This is a genomic window from Variovorax sp. JS1663 (assembly GCF_002157355.1).
In the GTDB taxonomy this organism is placed as follows: Bacteria; Pseudomonadota; Gammaproteobacteria; order Burkholderiales; family Burkholderiaceae_C; genus Variovorax.
This window is the reverse complement of the sequence record NZ_LYMK01000006.1, coordinates 97431-117699: the sequence shown is the minus strand read 5'-3', so window position 1 is coordinate 117699 and position 20269 is coordinate 97431. Positions and strand designations below refer to the sequence as shown.

Here is a 20269-nt window from a genome sequence, read left to right as displayed (position 1 = left end):
ATGACCTCCGCCTCCGAAGACTCCACCCGCGCCCTGGGCCGCATCCGTTCCGACGTCCGTTCCATGCATGCCTATGCCGTGCAGGACGCGCGCGGGCTGCTCAAGCTGGACGCCATGGAAAACCCCTACGGCTTGCCGCCCGCGCTGCAGGCCGCGCTGGGCGAGCGGCTGGGCGCGCTGGCGCTGAACCGCTACCCCGGGCCGCGCAGCGCAGACCTGCAGCACGCCCTGGCGGCCCATGCGCGGATTCCCGAGGGCTTCGGCCTGATGCTGGGCAATGGATCGGACGAGCTGATCTCGCTGCTGGCGATGGCTTGCGATCTGCCGAACGCTGCCATCTTGGCGCCCGAGCCGGGCTTCGTGATGTACGCGATGAGCGCCCAACTGCAGGGCCTGCGCTTCGTCGGCGTGCCGCTCACGGCCGATTTCGAGCTTCATGAAGCGGCCATGCTGGCGGCGATCGACCGCGAGAAGCCGGCCATCGTCTACCTGGCGTACCCCAACAACCCGACCGCCAACCTCTGGGACGACGCCGTGATCGAGAAGATCGTCGAGGCCCAGGGCCGGCAGGGTGGGCTGGTGGTGATCGACGAGGCCTACCAGCCCTTCGCCGCCCGCAGCTACATCGACCGGGTGGCGCGCCACGGCCACGTGCTGCTGATGCGCACGCTCAGCAAGTTCGGCCTGGCGGGCGTCCGGCTGGGCTACCTGGTCGGCCCGGCGACGCTGATCGCCGAGGTGGACAAGGTGCGCCCGCCCTACAACATCAGCGTGCTGAACTGCGAGTGCGCGCTCTTCGCGCTGGAGCATGCGGAAGTCTTCGCGGCCCAGGCGGCGCAGATCCGTGAGCAGCGCACCCGCATCGCAGGGGCGCTGGCTGGCATGCCCTCGGTGAAGAGCTGGCCCAGCGACGCCAACATGATCCTGGTCCGCGTGCCGGATGCCGCCAAGACCTTCGAGGGCATGAAGGCACGCGGCGTGCTGGTGAAGAACGTTTCTAAAATGCACCCATTGCTCGCGAACTGCCTGCGCCTGACCGTCGGAACCGCCGACGAGAACACGCGGATGCTCACGGCCCTCGAAACCTCCTTATGAACAGCCCCACGGCCCCCGAAGCAGTCACCATCGCCGGCGCGCGCGTCGCCTCCGTCACGCGCAACACGGCGGAGACGAAGATCAGCGTGCGCGTCAACCTGGACGGCACCGGCTACGCCAAGCTCTCCACCGGCATCGGCTTCTTCGACCACATGCTCGACCAGATCGCCCGCCACGGCCTGATCGACCTCGAAATCGACTGCCAAGGCGACCTGCACATCGACGGTCACCACACGGTGGAGGACGTGGGCATCACCCTTGGCCAGGCGATTGCCAAGGCAGTGGGCGACAAGAAGGGCATCCGCCGCTACGGCCATGCCTACGTGCCGCTGGACGAGGCGCTCAGCCGCGTCGTGATCGACTTCTCCGGCCGCCCCGGCCTGGTGATGGACCTGCCCTACACCAGCGGCATGATCGGCAGCTTCGACACTCAGCTCACCCACGAGTTCTTCCAGGGCTTCGTCAACCATGCCTTCGTGACCCTGCACATCGACAACCTGAAGGGCGTCAACGCGCACCACCAGTGTGAGACCGTCTTCAAGGCCTTCGCGCGCGCCCTGCGGGCGGCGCTCGAACTCGATCCGCGCTCGGCCGGCGTGATTCCATCGACCAAGGGTTCCCTCTGAGCAGCAGCAACAACACGGTCGCCGTCGTCGACTACGGCATGGGCAACCTGCGCTCCGTCTCGCAGGCGGTGCAGCATGCGGCCGACCAGGTCGGCGTCGAAGTCTTCGTGACAGCCGACCCGGACGTGGTGCGCCGCGCCACCCGCGTGGTGCTGCCGGGGCAGGGCGCCATGCCCGACTGCATGCGCGAACTGCGCGACTCCGGCCTGCAGGAATCGGTGCTGGAGGCGGCGGCCGGCAAGCCGCTGTTCGGCGTCTGCGTGGGCATGCAGATGCTGCTGTCAGCGAGCGACGAGGGGCCGACCGAGGGCCTGGACCTGATCCCGGGGCAGGTGATCCGGTTCCAGCTCGAAGGCCGGATCCAGCCCGACGGCAGCCGCTACAAGGTGCCGCAGATGGGGTGGAACCAGGTCTTCCAGACCCGGCCGCACCCGGTCTGGGCCGGGGTGCCGGACGGCAGCTACTTCTACTTCGTCCACAGCTTCTACGCGAGGCCGGCCGATGCGCGCCACAGTGCCGGCGAGGCCGAATACGGCGCACGCTTTACCGCCGCCATCGCACGCGATAATATTTTTGCGACCCAGTTCCACCCCGAGAAGAGCGCGGACCATGGGTTGCAGCTGTACCGAAACTTTCTCCACTGGAATCCCTGACGCAGTTTCACGCTGCGCTTCATCGCCCGTTCCGCGCAATCCCGCACCATGCTCCTCATTCCTGCGATCGATCTCAAGGATGGCCACTGCGTTCGCCTCAAGCAGGGCGACATGGACCAGTCCACCATCTTCAGCGAAGACCCGGCCGCCATGGCACGCCGGTGGATCAATGCCGGCGCGCGCCGGCTTCATCTGGTCGACCTCAACGGCGCCTTTGCGGGCAAGCCGCAGAACCATGCCGCGATCAAGGCGATCCTGCGCGAGGTGGGCGACGACATCCCGGTGCAGCTCGGCGGCGGAATCCGCGACCTGGACACCATCGAGCGCTACATCGACGACGGCCTGCGCTACGTGATCATCGGCACCGCCGCGGTCAAGAACCCCGGCTTCCTGAAGGATGCGTGCAGCGCCTTCGGCGGCCACATCATCGTCGGACTCGATGCCAAGGACGGCAAGGTCGCTACCGACGGCTGGAGCAAGCTCACCGGCCACGAGGTGGCCGACCTGGGCAAGAAGTTCGAGGACTACGGCGTCGAGTCCATCATCTACACCGACATCGGCCGCGACGGCATGCTCTCGGGCATCAACATCGACGCCACCGTGAAACTCGCGCAGGCCCTCACCATCCCGGTGATCGCCTCGGGCGGCCTGTCGAACATGGCCGACATCGACAAGCTCTGCGCCGCCGAGCCCGAAGGCATCGAGGGCGTGATCTGTGGCCGTGCCATCTATTCGGGCGACCTGGACTTCGCTGCCGCTCAGGCGCGCGCCGACGAGTTGGCCGAGCAATAGGCGCGCAGGGCCTCCCGACCGCTTCGGCCTGGCGCATCGAGCCCATGTCCCTTCAAACCCTCGATTTCCGCGGCCAGCCGGCCCTGCAGCTCGCCCTGCCGGACGGCGGTGCCTGCACGGTGGCGCTGCATGGCGCGCACGTGCTGTCGTGGATCACGGCCGACGGTGTCGAGCGCCTCTACCTGAGCCCCGAGGCGCGCTTCGACGGCCGCAGCGCGATCCGCGGCGGCGTGCCGATCTGCTGGCCGCAGTTCAACCAGCGCGGCACGCTGACCAAGCATGGCTTCGTGCGCAACGTCGCCTGGCGCGCCGATGCGGGCGCCGTGGGCGGGCGGGCCGACACCCTGGTCCTTTCGCTGCATGACGACGAAGCCACCCGCGCGATCTGGCCGCATGCCTTCCATGCCCGCCTGGCGGTAACGCTGTCGCCCCGCTCGCTGCGCGTGGCCCTGAGCATCGACAACACCGGCCGAGCGCCCTGGTCCTTCGCCGCGGCGCTGCACAGCTACCTGCGCGTGGACGACGTCACTCAGGCCACGCTGGAGGGCCTCCAGGGTGCCAACCGCTGGGATGCGGTGCGCGACGACCGCCACGTCGACCTGTCGCCCGCGCTGCGCTTCAGCACCGAGTTCGACAGCGTCTACGCGGCGCCCGCCAGGCCGCTGCACCTGGTGCAACCCGCCGGCACGCTGGAGATCGCGCAGAGCGCGAGCTGCACCGAAACCGTGGTCTGGAATCCCGGGCCCGAGCTGAGCGCGCGGCTGGAAGACCTGCCCGACGACGGCTGGCGCCACATGCTCTGCGTCGAGGCCGCGCGCATCGACGAGCCGGTGCTGCTGGCGCCGGGCGGCTGCTGGCAGGGCTGGCAGCAACTCACCGTCCTTTGAACGACCCCCACGATTCCCCATGCTGGCCAAGCGCATCATTCCCTGCCTCGACGTCACCGGCGGCCGTGTCGTCAAGGGCGTCAACTTCGTCGAGCTGCGCGATGCCGGCGACCCGGTCGAGATCGCGGCCCGCTACAACGCCCAGGGTGCCGACGAACTCACGTTCCTGGACATCACGGCCACCAGCGACGGACGCGACCTGATCCTGCCGATCATCGAGGCGGTCGCCTCGCAGGTCTTCATCCCGCTGACCGTGGGCGGCGGCGTGCGCACGGTCGAGGACGTGCGCCGCCTGCTCAATGCGGGCGCCGACAAGACCAGCTTCAACTCCGCGGCCATCGCCAACCCGCAGGTGATCGAGGACGCCTCGCGCAAGTACGGCGCGCAGTGCATCGTGGTCGCGATCGATGCCAAGCGGCGTTCCGCCGAGGACACCGCGGTGCGCGGGCCGGGCTGGGACGTCTACAGCCATGGCGGCCGCAAGAACACCGGACTGGACGCGGTGCAATGGGCCGTCGAGATGGCGCGCCGCGGCGCGGGCGAGATCCTGTTGACCAGCATGGACCGCGACGGCACCAAGAGCGGTTTCGATCTGGCCTTGACCCGGGCGGTGAGCGACGCGGTGACCGTGCCCGTGATCGCCTCAGGCGGCGTGGGCAGCCTGGACGACCTGGCCGACGGCGTCCAGGCCGGCGGCGCGGATGCCGTGCTGGCGGCCAGCATCTTCCACTACGGACAGCACACGGTGGGCGAGGCCAAGGCCCGGATGGCCGAGCGCGGGATTCCCGTGCGGGTTTAGCCGCCTCGTGCCGGGCAGGCACGACAATAGTCCCATGAATTGGCTCGATGAAGTGAAGTGGGACGCGGCCGGCCTGGTGCCGGTGATCGCGCAGGAGCGCGGCAGCAAGGATGTCCTGATGTTCGCCTGGATGAACCGCGAGGCCCTGGCCAGGACGGCCGAGCTGGGCCGCGCGGTCTACTTCAGCCGCTCGCGCGGCAAGCTGTGGTTCAAGGGCGAGGAATCGGGCCACGTGCAGACCGTCCACGAGATCCGCATGGACTGCGACAACGACGTGCTCCTGCTCCAGGTCACCCAGACCGGCCACGAGCCCGGGATCGCCTGCCACACGGGCCGTCACAGCTGTTTCTTCAGCAAATACGAAGATGGCCGCTGGACGGTGACCGAGCCGGTCTTGAAGGACCCCCAGGCGATCTACACCTCCTCGCCGACATGAGCACCGAGACCCCGCAGCAACACCCCATGGAAGACGCACTCGCCCGCCTGGCGGCCGTGATCGAGAGCCGCCTGCCCGCGCAGGGCGGCGACCCGGACAAGAGCTACGTCGCGCGCCTGCTGCACCGCGGTCCCGACGCTTTCCTCAAGAAGATCGGCGAAGAAGCCACCGAGGTCGTGATGGCCGCCAAGGACGCCGATCACGGCGGCGACCGTGCGAAGATCGTGAACGAGGTGGCCGACCTGTGGTTCCACAGCATGGTGGCGCTGGCCCACTACGGCTTCTCGCCGCGCGACGTCATCGCCGAGCTGGAGCGCCGCGAAGGCACCAGCGGCATCGAGGAAAAGGCCCTGCGCAAGGCGCAGGCACGCGAAGCTTCCAACGACTGAAGTAGGGGAAAGGACGCACGCCATGGCCAACGAGATCGTCACCGTCGAGCCCGACAGCTCCCTGAAGACCTGGGGCTGGATCAGCTACATCCTGCACCTGGTGGTGGCGGTGGGCGCTGTGCTGCCCGGGGCGCAGGCCTCGATCGCCCTGCTGCTGATCGCGCTGGTGATCGACCTGGTCAAGCGTGACGACGCCGCCGGCACCTGGCAGGCCTCGCATTTCAGCTGGCGCATCCGTTCGGTGCTGTGGGCCGGCGTGGCCTACGTGCTGACCGCCTGGCTTTGGCTGCTGTTCCTGCTGCCCGGCTGGCTGGCCTGGGCGCTGATTTCACTCTGGTTCCTCTACCGCATCATCAAGGGGATGGTGCGCATGAATGCGGGCCGATCCATGGAGCCTTCCAATGTCCTCTGATCCGAACTGCATCTTCTGCAAAATCGTCGCGGGCCAGATTCCGTCCCGCAAGGTCTACGAGGACGAGGATCTGTTCGGCTTCCACGACATCGCGCCGTGGGCGCCGGTGCACTTCATGCTGGTGCCCAAGCGGCACATCCCGTCCATGGCCCAGGTGACGCCGGAGGATTCGGCGCTGCTCGGCAAGATCATGACCCTGGCCCCCAAGCTGGCCTTGGAGCAGGGCTGCCGGCCCTATCCGCAGGGCGGCTTCCGGATCGTCGTCAACACCGGCGCCGAGGGTGGCCAGGAGGTCCAGCATCTCCATGTCCACGTCATGGGTGGCCCAAGGCCCTGGCTAAAGGGTTGATATTCGCTGTACCGGGCCCCAGACGCGCCCCCGACTAAAATTGATCATTCTTCAGGAGTAATCCATGGGTTCACTTTCCATCTGGCACTGGCTGATCGTGCTGCTTGTCGTCGTGATGATCTTCGGCACCAAGAAGCTGCGCAACATGGGTTCCGATCTGGGCGGCGCCGTCAAGGGCTTCAAGGACGGCATGAAGGACGGCTCCGCCACCGAGACGCCCCCCACCCCGAATCCCCAGGTGACCGCAAACAACAGCGCCGACAAGTCGACCATCGACGTCGAAGCGCGCCAGAAGTCCTGAGCGCCCGGCTTCCGTGATCGACCTCGGTATCTCGAAACTGGCCCTGATCGGCGCGGTCGCGCTGATCGTGATCGGCCCGGAGAAGCTGCCGCGGGTCGCGCGCACCGTCGGCACGCTGCTGGGCAAGGCGCAGCGCTACGTCAACGACGTCAAAGCCGAGGTGAACCGCTCGATGGACCTGGACGAGCTGCGCAAGATGAAGGACACGGTCCAGGACGCCGCCCGCGATGTGGAGCACAGCATCCAGACCGGCGCCAGCGACTTCGAGAAGCAGTTCTCGGAGATCGGGCAGGAGGGCTCGGGCCCGCTGGCCGAGCCGGCCGCAAGCTACCCCGAGTACAAGCACCCGCGCAAGAAGTGGCGCCTGAAGCAGGGCGCCATGCCGCAGTGGTACAAGGCGCGCAACGGCGTGCGCACCCGGGCCCTGTCCGGGGCCGCGCGCGTGGCCCGCTACCGTCCCCACAAGATCAACTGAGAGCCGCCCGGCCGCATCGCGGCGCGCCCTCTTTTCGCCCGCAGCGCCCCACATGGCCGATTCCCCCGACAAGAACAAAGAAGACGAGCTGGCCGGTACCGAGCAGCCCTTCGTCGCGCACCTCATGGAGCTGCGGGACCGCCTGCTCTATTGCATCTACGGGCTGGCCGTGGCCGGCATCCTGCTGGCGATCTGGCCCGGGCCCGCCGGCTTGATCGACCTGGTCGCGATCCCGATCCGGGCCCACATGCCGCCGGACGCCAAGCTGATCGCGGTGGGCGTGTTCTCTCCCTTCTTCGTCCCGCTGAAGGTGCTGCTGATGGCGGCCGTGCTGCTGGCGCTGCCCTGGCTCATGTACCAGGCCTGGATGTTTGTCGCGCCCGGCCTCTACAGCCATGAGAAGAAGTTTGCGCTGCCGCTCATCTTCTTCGGCAGTTTCCTGGCCTACGCCGGCATCGCCTTCGTCCAGTTCTTCGTGCTGGACAAGATGTTCGGCTTCATCCAGCACTTCACGCCGGCGAGTGTCGCGGCCACGCCGGACATCGCCTCCTACGTGGAGTCCATCCTCTCGCTCTACCTGGCCTTCGGCGTTGCCTTCCAGGTGCCGATCGTGGTCATGCTGTTGGTGCGCTTCGACATGGTCACGATCGAGAAGCTCAAGGCCTTCCGCGGCTATTTCATCGTGCTGGCCTTCGTGGTCGCGGCGGTGCTGACGCCGCCGGACGTGGTGTCGCAGTTGGCACTGGCGGTCCCGATGTGCGTGCTCTACGAGGTGGGCATCGTGGCGGCGCGCTACTTCTCCAAGCACACTCGCGCGCCCGAGGAAAGCGCCGACTCGGCGCAACCCTGATCGGGAACACGGATCCCTATTCGGGCTGGCCCGGTGCCCGGCGCACCGGCGTTTTGGGCCGCAGGCCCGGTGTGACGTCCAGCTCCATCCGGTCGCTGCCGCGCTGCAGCGCGAAGCGCGCGCTGCTGCCGGGCTTGAGGCCCGCCACCGCGGTCAGCAGCTCCTGCACATTGCCGATCTGCTTCTCGCCCACGCCGGTGATCACGTCGCCGGGCCGCACGCCCGCGCGCGCGGCGGGGCCGTTCTGGAGCACGCCGGTGATGATCACGCCCTTGCTGGCCTTGACGCCGAAGGTCTCCGCCAGCTCCGGCGAGAGGTCGTTCGGCTCCACGCCGATCCAGCCGCGCGTGACCTTGCCCTCCTTGACGATGTCCTCCAGCACCTGCTTGGCGGTGGAGACGGGAATGGCGAAGCCGATGCCCAGGCTGCCGCCGGAGCGCGAGTAGATCGCGGTGTTGATCCCCTCCAGGTTGCCGTTGACGTCGACCAGCGCGCCGCCCGAATTGCCGGGATTGATGGCCGCGTCGGTCTGGATGAAGTTCTCGAAGGTGTTGATGCCCAGCTGGTTGCGTCCGAGCGCCGAGACGATGCCGCTGGTGACGGTCTGGCCCACGCCGAAGGGGTTGCCGATGGCCAGCACCTGGTCGCCGACCTGCAGGTTGTCGGAGTTGCCCAGCACGACCACCGGCAGCTTGTCGAGCTCGATCTTCAGCACCGCCAGGTCGGTGTCGGGGTCGGTGCCGATCACCTTGCCGCGCGCATGGCGGCTGTCGTTGAGCGTGACGTCGATCTCGTCGGCGCCCTCCACCACGTGGTTGTTGGTGAGGATGTAGCCGTCGGCGCTCACGATCACACCGCTGCCCAGCCCGATCTGCGGCTGGTCGCCCTGGTCGCCGAAGAAGAAGCGGAACCACGGGTCCTCGCTGCGTGGACTGCGCCGCGCCGCCTTGCTGGTGTTGATGCTGACCACTGCCGGCGAGGCCTTCTTGGCCGCCGCGCTCAGGCTGCCGGGTGCGATCACGCCGGAGCTGGCCGCGGGCGCCTCGATCACCGAAACCACGCCGCCCAGCGAGGTGGCGCGGCGGCCGATCCATTCGGGCTTGAGCGTGGCGACCACGAAATAGGCCGCCAGCATGACGGTGACGGCTTGGGCAAACAGCAGCCAGGTACGTTTCATGGAGAAAAGAGAAGGAAAAGATTGCGGCCCCACCGGGGGTCGGCGCGGGGAACCCCGCATTTTCCCTCAATGGCCGCCCCTTGGGGTGTGCCGCCACTGGGTGCGTGCGTGCGCTGCCGCCCGGCGCCACAATGGCGCGATGAGCACCACCCGCCACGAACTGCTGCATGCCTTCGACCTGCTGCTCGCACCGGAGCGCTTCAAGGATTACGGACCCAATGGCCTGCAGGTCGAGGGCCGCACCACGGTGCGCAAGATCGTCTCGGGCGTGACCGCCAGCCAGGCGCTGATCGAGGCGGCCATCCATGCCGAGGCCGATGCGATCTTCGTGCACCATGGCCTGTTCTGGCGTGGCCAGGACGGCCGCGTGACCGGCTGGATGAAGCAGCGCCTGGGCCTGCTGCTGGGTGACGACGTGAGCCTGTTCGCCTATCACCTGCCGCTCGATGCCCATCCCGAGCTCGGCAACAACGCCCAGCTGGGGCTCAAGCTGGGGCTGGTCGCGCATGCCGGCTCGGCCGGCCGATTCGGCGAGCAGGAGATCGGATTCATCGGCGGCCGCGGCAACGGCGAGAGCTTTCCAGGCGCGAAGGCGCTGGCCGCGCATGTGGAAAAGGCACTGGGCAAGACGGTCACGCTGGTCGATGTGCCGGCATCGCGGCCGATCCGCACCGTCGCCTGGTGCACGGGCGGTGCGCAGGGCTACTTCGAGGCAGCCATCGCGGCCGGCGCGGATGCCTTCGTCACCGGCGAGATCTCCGAGCCGCAGGCGCACTATGCGCGCGAGATGGGGGTGGCCTTCCTGGCCTGTGGCCATCACGCTACCGAACGCTACGGCGCGCCTGCCGTGGCGGCCCACGTGGCAGCGCAGTTGGGCTGCGCGCACCAGTTCATCGACATCGACAACCCGGCGTGAAGAGTCGAGTCCTCGCCATCACCCTGGGCGATCCGGCGGGCATCGGCCCGGAAATCATCGCCAAGGCCTTCCGCTATGCGCCGGAGCTAGCTCAGGGCTGCTTCGTGGTGGGCGATGTCGGCATCGTGCGCCAGGCCGCGCAGATGCTGGAAGCGCCTGGGCAGCCCGCGCTGCCGGTCGCGCTCATCGAATCATCGGCCGACGCGGCTGCAGTTCCGCCACGCTGCATTCCCGTGCTGCAAGCGACCCGGCCGCCCGCTGCCTCCATTTCGACCGGTGCCATCAGCGCCGAGGCCGGCCGCATCGCCGGCGAATGCGTGGTCTGGGCCGCGCGCGCCGCCCTGCGCGGCGAGGTGGCGGCCCTGGTGACCGCGCCGTTGCACAAGGAGGCGTTGGCGGCGGCCGGCTACGCCTTCCCCGGCCACACTGAGCTGCTGCAGGCCGAGGCCGCCGCCCACCTGGGCCAGCCGGTGGCGAACGTGCCGGTCCGCATGATGCTGGCCAACGACGAGCTGCGCACGGTCCTCGTGAGCATCCACATGTCGCTGCGCCAGGCGATCGAGGCCGTGAGCTTCCACAACGTGCTGCAGACGCTGCGCATCGCGCATGTCTCGCTGTCGGCGATGCTGGGCCGCGCGCCGAGGATCGGCGTGGCAGGCCTCAATCCGCATGCGGGGGAGGGCGGTCTGTTCGGCAGCGAGGAACGCGAGATCATCGCGCCGGCCATTGCGGCGGCGCGTGCCGAAGGCATCGATGCCGATGGCCCTCATGCACCGGACACCGTCTTCATGCGCGCCCGCGCCACCGCGCAGCGCGCAGGCGAGTTCGACGTGGTGGTCGCGATGTACCACGACCAGGGCCTGATACCGGTCAAGTACCTCGGTGTGGAGAAGGGCGTGAACGTGACGCTGGGCCTGCCGCTGGTCCGCACCAGCCCCGATCACGGGACGGCCTTCGACATCGCGGGCCGCGGCCAAGCCGACGCATCCAGTCTCGTGGAGGCGATCCGCGTGGCGCGCGCGCTGGCCCTCAGGGGCGCTTGAGGCTGTCGCGGATTTCGCGCAGCAGCACGATGTCCTCGGGCGGCGCGGCCGGGGCCGGGGCCTCTTCCTGCTTCCTGCGCAGCTTGTTGATCTGCTTGACCATCATGAAGATGATGAAGGCGAGGATCACGAAATTGACGACGATGGTGATGAAGTTGCCGTAGGCCAGCACCGGCACGCCAGCCTTCTTGAGGTCGGCCAGGTTGTTGGCCACGTTGGGCGGCACCGTGCCGAGCACCATGTAGAGGTTGGAGAAATCGAGCTTGCCGAACACCAGGCCGACGATGGGCATGATGATGTCGGCCACGATCGAGTCGACGATCTTGCCGAAGGCCGCGCCGATGATCACGCCGACCGCGAGGTCGACCACATTGCCCTTGACGGCGAACTCGCGAAACTCCTTCAGAAAACTCATGCAGGTCACCTCGCGTGCTTGTTGTTGGAGCGGGGCAGTATAGAGGGACGCCTGGCCCGCGGCCCCGCCCGGAGCTCGCGTTGAATTCGCTTCTTACGCTCCGCTACAATCGTTGGTTGACCCAAGCCACCAGCGAAGAAGATTGAGGACCCCCCATGAGTGACATCCCGGTCGGCCGCCAGCGGATCGACAGCAGCAAGCGGACATGGTTGATCGCATCAGGCTGTGCCGGCGCAGTGGGCGGAGTGGCCACCGCCATCCCGTTCGTCAGCACCTTCCAACCCTCGGAAAAAGCCAAGGCCGCCGGTGCGCCGGTGGAGGTCGACATCGGTGGCCTTCAGCCCGGCGAGAAGCTGACGGTCGAGTGGCGTGGCAAGCCCGTGTGGATCCTCAAGCGCACGCCGGCCCAGATTGCCGAGCTGCCCAAGCTGGATGGTCAGCTTGCCGACCCGCAGTCCAAGCGCAATCCTGACGAGTTCACGCCCGAGTACACGCGCAACGAGAACCGCTCGATCAAGCCCGACGTCCTGGTGGTCGTGGGCATCTGCACCCACCTCGGCTGCTCGCCGATCGACAAGTTCCAGGCCGGTCCCCAGCCCTCGCTGCCCGACAACTGGGAGGGTGGCTTCCTCTGCCCCTGTCACGGCTCGACCTTCGACCTGGCCGGCCGCGTCTTCAAGAATAAGCCCGCGCCCGACAACCTGCCGGTGCCGCCGCACATGTACCTCTCCGACACGCGCCTTCTGATCGGCGAAGACAAGAAGGCCTGAGGAGGAGTACAGGAACATGGCTGAATTCAAGGAAATCTCGCCCAACGCCCCCGCTGGCGACAAGCTGCTGAACTGGGTCGACAACCGTTTCCCGCTGTCCAAGCTGTGGAACGACCAGTGGGGCCAGTACTACGCACCGAAGAACTTCAACTTCTGGTACATCTTCGGCTCGCTCGCGATGCTGGTCCTCGTGATCCAGATCGTGACCGGCATCTTCCTCGTGATGCACTACAAGCCCGACGCGGCGCTGGCCTTCGCGTCGGTCGAGTACATCATGCGCGACGTGCCCTGGGGCTGGCTGATCCGCTACATGCACTCCACGGGGGCCTCGGCCTTCTTCATCGTGGTGTACCTGCATATGTTCCGTGGCCTCATCTACGGCAGCTACCGGAAGCCGCGCGAGCTGATCTGGATCTTCGGCTGCGCGATCTTCCTGTGCCTGATGGCCGAGGCCTTCATGGGCTACCTGCTTCCCTGGGGCCAGATGAGCTACTGGGGCGCGCAGGTGATCGTGAACCTGTTCTCCGCGATCCCCTTCGTCGGTCCTGACCTGGCGCTCCTGATCCGCGGCGATTACGTGGTGAGCGACGCTACCCTGAACCGCTTCTTCAGCTTCCACGTGATCGCCGTGCCGCTGGTGCTGCTGGGCCTGGTGGTGGCACACCTGATTGCGTTGCACGAGGTGGGCTCCAACAACCCCGACGGCATCGAGATCAAGGCCAAGCGCGGCCCCGACGGCCATCCGCTGGACGGCATCCCCTCGCACCCGTACTACACGGTGCACGACATCTTCGGCGTGGTGGTGTTCCTCACCATCTTCTCGGCCGTGATCTTCTTCGCGCCCGAGGCAGGCGGCTACTTCCTGGAGTACAACAACTTCATCCCGGCCGACTCGCTGAAGACGCCCAACCACATCGCGCCGGTCTGGTACTTCACGCCCTTCTATTCGATGCTGCGTGCCATCACCAGCGAGATGATGTATGCGTTGATCGCCTGCGTCGTGGCCGCAGCCGCCTTCGGCGTCTGGAAGGCCCACATCGCAGCTATCTTCAAGGCCGTCATCGTGATCGCTGCCGTCATCGTGGCAGCCATGATGCTGTCGATCGATGCCAAGTTCTGGGGCGTGGTTGTGATGGGCGGCGCCGTCATCATCCTGTTCTTCCTGCCCTGGCTGGACAACAGCCCCGTGCGCTCGATCCGCTATCGCCCGAGTTGGCATTGGTACCTGTACGGCCTGTTCGTCATCAACTTCGTGATCCTGGCCTACCTCGGCGTGCAGCCGCCTTCGCCGATCGGCGAGCGCGTGTCTCAGGTCGGAACGCTCTTCTATTTCGGTTTCTTCCTGCTGATGCCGTGGTGGAGCCGTCTCGGTGAATTCAAGCCGGTGCCCGAGCGCGTGACCTTCCACGCGCATTGAGAGAACCGGAGCCCACGACAATGAAGAAACTGATCCTCACGTTGATCGCAGCGCTCGGCATCGCCGCCGGCGCGCAGGCCGCCGAGGGCGGCATCGCCTGGGACAAGGCACCGAACAAGACCAACGACCTGGCCGCGCTGCAGAACGGTGCCAAGCTCTTCGTCAATTACTGCCTCAACTGCCACTCGGCGGCGTTCATGCGCTACAACCGGCTGCAGGACATTGGCATCACCGAGCAGCAGATCAAGGACAACCTGCTGTTCACGACCGAGAAGGTCGGCGAGACGATGAAGGCCAACCTGGACCCGGCCCAGGCCAAGGCGTGGTTCGGCGGCATACCGCCCGACCTCACGCTGGTCGCCCGCTCGCGCGCCGGCCACGGCGGCACGGGCGCCGACTACCTCTACACCTACCTGCGCACCTTCTACCGCGACGACACCAAGGCCACCGGCTGGAACAACCTCGTGTTCCCGAGCGTGGGCATGCCCCATGTGCTGTGGGAACTGCAGGGTGAGCGCCGACCGGTCTTCGACAAGATCGAGTCCCATGGCCATGCGACCGAAGTCTTCAAGGGCTGGGAGCAGGTCAGCCCCGGCACGATGTCGCCGCTGCAATACGACCAGGCGATGGGCGACCTCGTGGCCTACATGCAGTGGATGGCCGAGCCGGCGCAGAACACGCGCATCCGTGTCGGCGTCTGGGTCATGCTGTTCCTGGTGATGGCGCTGGTCTTCGTATGGCGCCTCAACGCGTCGTACTGGAAGGACGTGAAGTAGGTGATGTAGACATGGGAGCGCGACCCGGTTTTGCCGGGCACGCGTCCTTGCGGAGTGGGTTGCTGAAGGCAACCCACTCTTTTTGATTTTTAGGAGCCTTACGCCATGATGGTCTTGTATTCCGGAACGACCTGCCCCTTTTCCCATCGTTGCCGCTTCGTCCTGTTCGAAAAGGGCATGGACTTCGAGATCCGCGACGTCGACCTGTACAACAAGCCCGAAGACATCAGCGTGATGAACCCCTATGGCCAGGTGCCGATCCTGGTCGAGCGGGACCTGATCCTGTACGAGTCGAACATCATCAACGAGTACATCGACGAGCGCTTCCCGCACCCGCAACTGATGCCTGGCGACCCGGTCGACCGCGCCCGTGTGCGGCTTTTCCTGCTCAACTTCGAGAAGGAGCTGTTCGTGCACGTGTCCACGCTGGAGAACCGCAGCGCCAAGGGCAACGAGAAGGCGTTGGAGAAAGCCCGCGCCCACATCCGCGACCGCCTGACCCAGCTCGCGCCCGTGTTCCTCAAGAACAAATACATGCTCGGGGACAATTTCTCGATGCTGGACGTTGCCATTGCGCCGCTGCTCTGGCGCCTGGATTACTATGGCATCGACCTCAGCAAGAACGCGGCGCCGCTGCTGAAGTACGCCGAGCGCATCTTCTCCCGCCCGGCCTACATCGAGGCGCTGACGCCGTCCGAAAAGGTCATGCGCAAGTAACCGCGAAACGCTGCCGACCGCCTGTTCCTCATGATCAACGCGCTGGAGTCCTCTTCCACCCGCCCGTACCTGATCCGGGCGCTGTACGAGTGGTGCACGGACAACGGCTTCACCCCCTACGTGGCGGTGCAGGTCGACGACACCGTGCAGGTGCCGCGCGAGTACGTGAAGAACGGCGAGATCGTGCTGAACATCAGCTTCGACGCGACCAGCTCGCTCAAGCTCGGCAACGACTTCATCGAGTTCAAGGCGCGCTTCGCCGGCACGGCCCGGGAAATCAGCGTGCCGGTCGGCCGCGTGATCGCGATCTATGCGCGCGAGAACGGGCAGGGCATGGCCTTTCCAGCGCCGGTCCCTGCGCCGGCGCCGGCCGAAACCGGCGCCACTGCTTCTCCCGCCGCGCCTCGCGCCTCCTTGCGTGACGCCTCCAAGAGCGCCGAAATCGACGCCGGCAAGGTGGTTCACCTGGTCAGCGGTGAAGCCGGCGCGGAGGACGCGGCCGTGGCGCCTGCGTCCTCGGATCCGGAGGGCCCACCGCGTCCGCCGGGCAGCAACGGCGGCGCGCGGCCTTCGCTGAAGCGCATCAAGTAATGACGCTCGGTGCGGCGGCGCGTGTTAGGGCCGTCGGTAGAATCAGCCTTCACATTTCCCAGCCGCTTTAGCTCAGTTGGTAGAGCACCCGCCTTGTAAGCGGTAGGTCGTCAGTTCGATTCCGACAAGCGGCACCATCCCATGTTCCCGGAAGGGCCGGCGCTGCCGCCCCTCGCATGGCCTTCGAGTCAAGGCACGTCTGCAGCAGGCGTGCGCAACCGCGCCGCGAAGGCCTGGGCCGCCCAGTCGAGGAAGGCACGCACGCGCGGCGACAGCTGCCGGCTGCGCGGATACACCAGTGACACCGGCATCGACGGCGGCGGTGTGTCGCGCAGGATCTCGACCAGCCGCCCGGCCGCCAGGTCCTCCTCGACATGGAAGCGCGGCACCTGCGCCAGGCCCAGGCCGAGCTGCAGGCCCTTGAGGTAGCTTTCCGGCCCGGTGACCGACAGCGTCGCGGGCAGTTCCACTACCCGGAAGTTGCCATCGACGCCGAACTCCAGCGGCGTGACGTGGGACGTCGTCAACCGCCGGATGCCGACGATGCGATGCCCCGCCAGATCGTCCAGCGAAGCGGGCGTGCCGAAGCGCGCCAGATATTCGCGCGATGCGCAGGTCAGCCGCTCCAGCATCGCGACGCGGCGCGCCACCAGGTCGCTGTCGGGCAACTGCCCATAGCGCAGCACGCAGTCCACGCCCTCCTGCACCGGGTCGACCCAGCGGTCGCTTTCGCTCATGGACAGCTCGATGTCCGGGTGCTGCGCGAAGAAGTCGGGCAGCCCCGGCATCAGGAAGTGGCGCGCAAGCGTACCCTGTACGTCGACCCGCAGCAGGCCCTTGGGCCGCGCCCCCTTGAAGGCGCCCTCGGCATCCTCGACGTCGTCCAGGATCGCCAGGCAGCGCCGGTAGTAGGCCTCGCCGTCCAGGGTTGGCGTCACGGTGCGGGTGGTGCGCTGCAGGAGGCGCACGCCCAGGCGAGCCTCCATCTCGCGGATCACCGTCGTCACCGTCGAGCGGGGCGCACCCGTGTCCTGCGCGGCCAGTGTGAAGCTGCGGCGCTCGACGATGCGGGTGAAGACGCGCATCGCTTCCAGTCGGTCCATGGCGGCCCCTATTGTTCGCAGTGGATGAATTTTGATGGCGAATTTGGCGAGATTATCTTTGACGAGCGAATAGGCACAGTATGTTTCAGTCGTCGGAAGGTTCGGCGGCGCAACACAAGGAACGCTCATGAACACGCAAGAAGACAAGGTCGCCCTCGTCACCGGCGCCTCCCGCGGCATCGGTGCCGCCATCGCCACCCGCCTGGCCGCCAACGGCTTCACCGTGGTGGTGAATTACGCCGGCAGCGAGAAGGAGGCCGCCGCGCTGGCCGCCGGGATCGAGGCGGCCGGCGGCCGCGCCCTCACGGCCCAGGCCGACGTCAGCGATCCCCAGGCGGTGCGCCGCATGTTCGACGCCGCGCAGGCGGCTTTCGGCGGCGTCGACGTGCTGGTCAACAACGCCGGCATCATGAAGCTGGCCCCGCTGGGCGAGTCCGACGATGCGCTAATCGACAGCCAGATCGCGATCAACCTCAAGGGCAGCCTGTACACCATGCGCGAGGCGGCCAGGCGCGTGCGCGAAGGCGGCCGCATCATCAACCTGTCGTCCAGCGTGGTGGGGCTCTACCAGCCCGGCTATGCCGCCTATGCCGCCACCAAGGCCGGTATCGAGGCCGCGACGCACGTGCTGGCCAAGGAAATGCGCGGCCGCAACATCACCGTCAATGCGGTCGCGCCCGGTCCGACGGCGACCGACCTGTTCCTCAACGGCAAGCCGCAGTCGGTGATCGACCAGTTGACCCGCCTCGCGCCGCTGGAGCGCCTGGGCCGTCCCGAGGACATCGCCAATGCCGTGGCCTTCCTGGCCGGGCCGGATGGTGCCTGGATCAACGGGCAGGTGCTGCGCGCCAACGGCGGCATCGTCTGATCGGTATCTCACGCATCCCCCGGCCAAAGGTTGTGTCATGAGCAAGAAGATCATCCTCATCGGCGCCTCCAGCGGTTTCGGCCGCCTCACTGCCGAGAAGCTGGCCGAGGCTGGCCATACCGTCTACGCATCCATGCGCGACCTGGCGGGCCGCAACGCCGCCAACGCAGCCGCAATGGCCCGCCTGGCCGCCGAACGCGGCATCGACCTGCGCACGATCGAGCTGGACGTGCAGTCGCAGGCCTCGGTCGATGCGGGCGTGGCCCGGGCCATTGCCGATGCCGGCCGCATCGACGTCGTCATGCAGAACGCCGGCGACATGGTGTTCGGCCCGGCCGAATCGTTCACGCCCGAGCAGTACGCGCAGCTCTACGACAGCAACGTGATCGGCACGCAGCGCGTCAACCGCGCGGTGCTGCCCCGCCTGCGGGCGCTCCGCAAGGGGCTGCTGCTGTGGGTGTCGAGCTCCGGCTCGGCGGGCGGCACGCCGCCCTGTCTCGCGCCGTACTTCGGCGCCAAGGCCGCGATGGATGCGATCGCGGTGCAGTACGCGCGGGAGCTGTCGCGCTGGGGCATCGAGACTTCGATCATCGTGCCGGGTGCGTTCACCTCCGGCACCAACCACTTCGCGCATGCAGGCCAGCCGGGCGATCCGTCCGTGGCCGCGGCCTATGAGAGCGGGCCTTATATGGGCTCCGGCGAGGAGATCCAGCGCGCCTTCGCCGCGATCGTCCGCGCGTGGGCGGATGCGTCCGCGGTGGCCGATGCGATCGTCACGGTGGTGGACACGCCCTTCGGCCAGCGCCCGTTCCGCGTCCATGTGGATCCGGCGCAGGACGGCGCCGATGTCGGCTTCGCCGTGCTGGACCGGCTGCGCGCGGAGATGCTGCACCGCGTCGGCATGGGCGATCTGCTGAAGCTGGCTTCGGAAAAGGGTGGCGTGCCGGGGCGCTAGCCCAGCAGCGCATGCACCGCGGCCAGCCCGATGGTCAAGGCCGTGGCGAAGGCCGCGAAGGCGGCCGGTGTCCTGGAGCGCGGTTGCAGGATCAGCGCGGCTGCGCAGCCGAAAAAAAGAAAGGGAAGCGGAACGACGACGGGCAGCGCGAAGACCACGGTATCTGCGAGGGCGGCGCCCAACCGCATCGCTTCCGGCATGGTCCACCGGATACCCAACAGCGGAAGCGCCGCGATCGCCATGCACAGGAGAAAGCCCCCGAAGAGCCACTCCAGCGGCGCCGGATTCCAGCCCCCGTCCTTTTTGGCCAGGGGCTGCGGCCAGTCCACGTCATCGAGCTCGTCGACGGCCTGCGGCGCAGGCGACAGGGCGTGAGGGAGGAAGGAAATGGAAGTGAGCGGCTTCATGGGGGCAATGTAGACAGCCCACGCGCCCATTCCGTCGACGAACGCCCGGGGTATCGAATGACGCTACCGCGCGTGCCGGGCGCCGCGCCCGGAAGCAGCCAGGCCCCTGCGGCGCTTTGAGACACTGTCGGCCATGAACCCCGCAGGCGCATCGCTCTGGAGCCGATTCTGGTCGCCCCGCGGCATGCTGGAGCCCGTGTCCGCCGGCAGCAGCGAGGATGAGGCTGCCGAGGTCGATTACCGGAACGCGCTCTGGCTCAGGAGCTACATGGACATGTACATCCTCCGCTGGGCCTGCCTCTGGCTGGGGCTGCTGGCGCTGGCCATCCTCGTCCACAGCTACGAGTTTCCCGGCATCCTCCTGATGGCGGCCCTGACCGGCGCGGTCTTTGGTTTCGCCGGCATGGTGAACATGATCGCGATGTACCGCCGCGCGGCCAAGGTGGTCCGGGACCGCATCGCCGCTGACAGGCGTCCACCGTGAGGAGCGTGCACGCCGCTTGAGCTTGGCGACCCCGACACCGGTTGGCCGGCACCCGTTACGCAGCGCCGCGAGACGCACTGAACGCGGAACGCCGACGTTCGCCGCTCAGCGACGCGTCAGGACCTTAAGGCGCAGGGCCGTGTCGGCCCAGCCTCTGGACTTCAACCGCGCCTGCAGCGCGGGCAGCAGTTGCCGCAGCTTGGCGGCGGCGGCGCTGCCCTGTACCAGCAGGCACCAGTTGCCGTCCTCGACCGGGCCGGCCTGCACGGCAGCGCGCATCTCGGACGGGATCAGGTCCCGGATCGCCTTCAGCCGTTCTTCGGCGTCGCGGGCGCGCGCCATCAGGCCGGCGAGGGTAGGGGAATCCTCGGCGGCCTGCTGCAGGGTGACGGGGTGGAAACGGCGGTTCATGCGTGAAGGCGTCAAGCGGCGCGGCTAAAATGCCCGGTTTGCCGGCGTACGCGCCGGAGGGTCCCAGCGCCTGGCGTGTTGATTCTGCGCCAAGCGTGCCCACCTGCTTTCACTATCTTAGGAATTTCGGTCGCGCAGCCCGCATGCCATGGGGT

Annotated in this window: 28 protein-coding genes and 1 tRNA gene; 24 read left to right on the top strand and 5 right to left on the bottom strand. The window is 67.4% G+C overall.

The features are described 5' to 3' along the window. The 13 genes from hisC to tatC all read left to right on the top strand — a co-directional run bounded on the left by hisC (position 1) and on the right by tatC (position 8064). Entirely contained in the window at positions 1–1095 is a 1095-nt protein-coding gene (gene hisC, locus A8M77_RS07685; protein ID WP_086920963.1) for a histidinol-phosphate transaminase, read from the top strand. Beyond that, positions 1092–1721, top strand: a complete 630-nt coding sequence (gene hisB / locus A8M77_RS07680; protein ID WP_086920962.1) for an imidazoleglycerol-phosphate dehydratase HisB — start codon at positions 1092–1094, stop codon at positions 1719–1721. Before hisC ends, hisB begins: the two co-directional genes overlap by 4 nt. Next, a complete protein-coding gene (gene hisH, locus A8M77_RS07675) occupies positions 1718–2374 on the top strand; it encodes an imidazole glycerol phosphate synthase subunit HisH (protein ID WP_086920961.1) in 657 nt (218 codons plus the stop codon). Before hisB ends, hisH begins: the two co-directional genes overlap by 4 nt. 48 nt (positions 2375–2422) lie before the next feature. After that, positions 2423–3166, top strand: coding sequence for a 1-(5-phosphoribosyl)-5-[(5-phosphoribosylamino)methylideneamino]imidazole-4-carboxamide isomerase (gene hisA / locus A8M77_RS07670; protein WP_086920960.1), 744 nt, complete (start codon positions 2423–2425; stop codon positions 3164–3166). A 44-nt stretch (positions 3167–3210) separates the two neighbouring features. After that, positions 3211–4053, top strand: a complete 843-nt coding sequence (locus A8M77_RS07665) for a D-hexose-6-phosphate mutarotase (protein ID WP_086920959.1) — start codon at positions 3211–3213, stop codon at positions 4051–4053. A 19-nt stretch (positions 4054–4072) separates the two neighbouring features. Beyond that, positions 4073–4852, top strand: a complete 780-nt coding sequence (gene hisF / locus A8M77_RS07660; protein ID WP_086920958.1) for an imidazole glycerol phosphate synthase subunit HisF — start codon at positions 4073–4075, stop codon at positions 4850–4852. 34 nt (positions 4853–4886) lie between these two features. Further along, positions 4887–5288: a phosphoribosyl-AMP cyclohydrolase gene (gene hisI / locus A8M77_RS07655; protein WP_086920957.1), complete on the top strand. Its 402-nt coding sequence runs from the start codon at positions 4887–4889 to the stop codon at positions 5286–5288. Further along, positions 5285–5677 carry a phosphoribosyl-ATP diphosphatase gene (locus A8M77_RS07650; protein WP_086920956.1) on the top strand — a complete coding sequence of 131 codons (393 nt, stop codon included), beginning with the start codon at positions 5285–5287 and terminating at the stop codon, positions 5675–5677. Before hisI ends, A8M77_RS07650 begins: the two co-directional genes overlap by 4 nt. Positions 5678–5699: 22 nt before the next feature. After that, positions 5700–6089 carry a DUF4870 family protein gene (locus A8M77_RS07645; protein WP_086920955.1) on the top strand — a complete coding sequence of 130 codons (390 nt, stop codon included), beginning with the start codon at positions 5700–5702 and terminating at the stop codon, positions 6087–6089. Further along, positions 6079–6438 (top strand): histidine triad nucleotide-binding protein, encoded by a 360-nt coding sequence (locus tag A8M77_RS07640; RefSeq protein ID WP_086920954.1) that lies wholly within the window; start codon positions 6079–6081, stop codon positions 6436–6438. The genes A8M77_RS07645 and A8M77_RS07640 overlap by 11 nt, the downstream gene beginning before the upstream one ends. Positions 6439–6502: 64 nt before the next feature. Continuing rightward, positions 6503–6739: a Sec-independent protein translocase subunit TatA gene (tatA, locus tag A8M77_RS07635; RefSeq protein ID WP_086920953.1), complete on the top strand. Its 237-nt coding sequence runs from the start codon at positions 6503–6505 to the stop codon at positions 6737–6739. A gap of 13 nt (positions 6740–6752) precedes the next feature. Further along, on the top strand, positions 6753–7214 hold the full coding sequence (tatB, locus tag A8M77_RS07630; RefSeq protein WP_086920952.1) for a Sec-independent protein translocase protein TatB: 462 nt from the start codon (positions 6753–6755) through the stop codon (positions 7212–7214). A gap of 52 nt (positions 7215–7266) precedes the next feature. After that, complete coding sequence (gene tatC / locus A8M77_RS07625) at positions 7267–8064, top strand: twin-arginine translocase subunit TatC (protein WP_086920951.1); 798 nt, start codon at positions 7267–7269, stop codon at positions 8062–8064. 16 nt (positions 8065–8080) lie between these two features. Here tatC and A8M77_RS07620 read toward each other — a convergent pair whose 3' ends face one another. Next, complete coding sequence (locus A8M77_RS07620) at positions 8081–9241, bottom strand: S1C family serine protease (RefSeq protein ID WP_086920950.1); 1161 nt, start codon at positions 9239–9241, stop codon at positions 8081–8083. A 139-nt stretch (positions 9242–9380) separates the two neighbouring features. Here A8M77_RS07620 and A8M77_RS07615 point away from each other — a divergent pair, with 139 nt between their 5' ends. Both A8M77_RS07615 and pdxA read left to right on the top strand, forming a co-directional pair. Then, on the top strand, positions 9381–10157 hold the full coding sequence (locus A8M77_RS07615) for a Nif3-like dinuclear metal center hexameric protein (protein WP_086920949.1): 777 nt from the start codon (positions 9381–9383) through the stop codon (positions 10155–10157). Then, positions 10154–11200, top strand: a complete 1047-nt coding sequence (pdxA, locus tag A8M77_RS07610; RefSeq protein ID WP_086920948.1) for a 4-hydroxythreonine-4-phosphate dehydrogenase PdxA — start codon at positions 10154–10156, stop codon at positions 11198–11200. Before A8M77_RS07615 ends, pdxA begins: the two co-directional genes overlap by 4 nt. On the opposite strand, the gene mscL is transcribed toward pdxA, so the two are convergent. Beyond that, positions 11187–11615 carry a large conductance mechanosensitive channel protein MscL gene (mscL, locus tag A8M77_RS07605; RefSeq protein ID WP_086920947.1) on the bottom strand — a complete coding sequence of 143 codons (429 nt, stop codon included), beginning with the start codon at positions 11613–11615 and terminating at the stop codon, positions 11187–11189. The two genes, pdxA and mscL, sit on opposite strands and share 14 nt — an antisense overlap. A gap of 155 nt (positions 11616–11770) precedes the next feature. On the opposite strand from mscL, the gene petA reads away from it, so the two are divergent. The 6 genes from petA (at position 11771) to A8M77_RS07575 (ending at position 16023) form a co-directional block, all read left to right on the top strand. Continuing rightward, positions 11771–12385 carry a ubiquinol-cytochrome c reductase iron-sulfur subunit gene (gene petA / locus A8M77_RS07600; protein WP_086920946.1) on the top strand — a complete coding sequence of 205 codons (615 nt, stop codon included), beginning with the start codon at positions 11771–11773 and terminating at the stop codon, positions 12383–12385. 16 nt (positions 12386–12401) lie between these two features. Continuing rightward, positions 12402–13802, top strand: coding sequence for a cytochrome b (locus tag A8M77_RS07595; RefSeq protein WP_086920945.1), 1401 nt, complete (start codon positions 12402–12404; stop codon positions 13800–13802). A 20-nt stretch (positions 13803–13822) separates the two neighbouring features. After that, positions 13823–14578 (top strand): cytochrome c1, encoded by a 756-nt coding sequence (locus A8M77_RS07590; RefSeq protein WP_086920944.1) that lies wholly within the window; start codon positions 13823–13825, stop codon positions 14576–14578. A gap of 105 nt (positions 14579–14683) precedes the next feature. Next, complete coding sequence (locus A8M77_RS07585; RefSeq protein WP_086920943.1) at positions 14684–15295, top strand: glutathione S-transferase N-terminal domain-containing protein; 612 nt, start codon at positions 14684–14686, stop codon at positions 15293–15295. 30 nt (positions 15296–15325) lie between these two features. Beyond that, positions 15326–15886, top strand: a complete 561-nt coding sequence (locus A8M77_RS07580; protein ID WP_086920942.1) for a ClpXP protease specificity-enhancing factor — start codon at positions 15326–15328, stop codon at positions 15884–15886. A 61-nt stretch (positions 15887–15947) separates the two neighbouring features. Further along, positions 15948–16023 (top strand) — tRNA-Thr (locus A8M77_RS07575). A gap of 51 nt (positions 16024–16074) precedes the next feature. Here A8M77_RS07575 and A8M77_RS07570 read toward each other — a convergent pair. Then, positions 16075–16989, bottom strand: a complete 915-nt coding sequence (locus tag A8M77_RS07570) for a LysR family transcriptional regulator (RefSeq protein WP_086920941.1) — start codon at positions 16987–16989, stop codon at positions 16075–16077. Positions 16990–17116: 127 nt separating this feature from the next. Here A8M77_RS07570 and A8M77_RS07565 point away from each other — a divergent pair, with 127 nt between their 5' ends. Continuing rightward, positions 17117–17857 (top strand): SDR family oxidoreductase, encoded by a 741-nt coding sequence (locus A8M77_RS07565; protein ID WP_086920940.1) that lies wholly within the window; start codon positions 17117–17119, stop codon positions 17855–17857. Between the two features lie 37 nt (positions 17858–17894). Continuing rightward, the gene (locus tag A8M77_RS07560; RefSeq protein WP_086920939.1) at positions 17895–18812 is read left to right on the top strand and encodes an SDR family oxidoreductase; all 918 of its coding nucleotides are present in this window, start codon (positions 17895–17897) and stop codon (positions 18810–18812) included. Here the strand turns inward: A8M77_RS07560 and A8M77_RS07555 are convergent. Further along, positions 18809–19219 carry a hypothetical protein gene (locus tag A8M77_RS07555; protein WP_086920938.1) on the bottom strand — a complete coding sequence of 137 codons (411 nt, stop codon included), beginning with the start codon at positions 19217–19219 and terminating at the stop codon, positions 18809–18811. The two genes, A8M77_RS07560 and A8M77_RS07555, sit on opposite strands and share 4 nt — an antisense overlap. A gap of 133 nt (positions 19220–19352) precedes the next feature. On the opposite strand from A8M77_RS07555, the gene A8M77_RS07550 reads away from it, so the two are divergent. After that, positions 19353–19703 carry a hypothetical protein gene (locus A8M77_RS07550; protein ID WP_086920937.1) on the top strand — a complete coding sequence of 117 codons (351 nt, stop codon included), beginning with the start codon at positions 19353–19355 and terminating at the stop codon, positions 19701–19703. A 105-nt stretch (positions 19704–19808) separates the two neighbouring features. On the opposite strand, the gene A8M77_RS07545 is transcribed toward A8M77_RS07550, so the two are convergent. Beyond that, a complete protein-coding gene (locus tag A8M77_RS07545) occupies positions 19809–20114 on the bottom strand; it encodes a hypothetical protein (RefSeq protein ID WP_086920936.1) in 306 nt (101 codons plus the stop codon). Positions 20115–20269 lie beyond the last annotated feature (155 nt).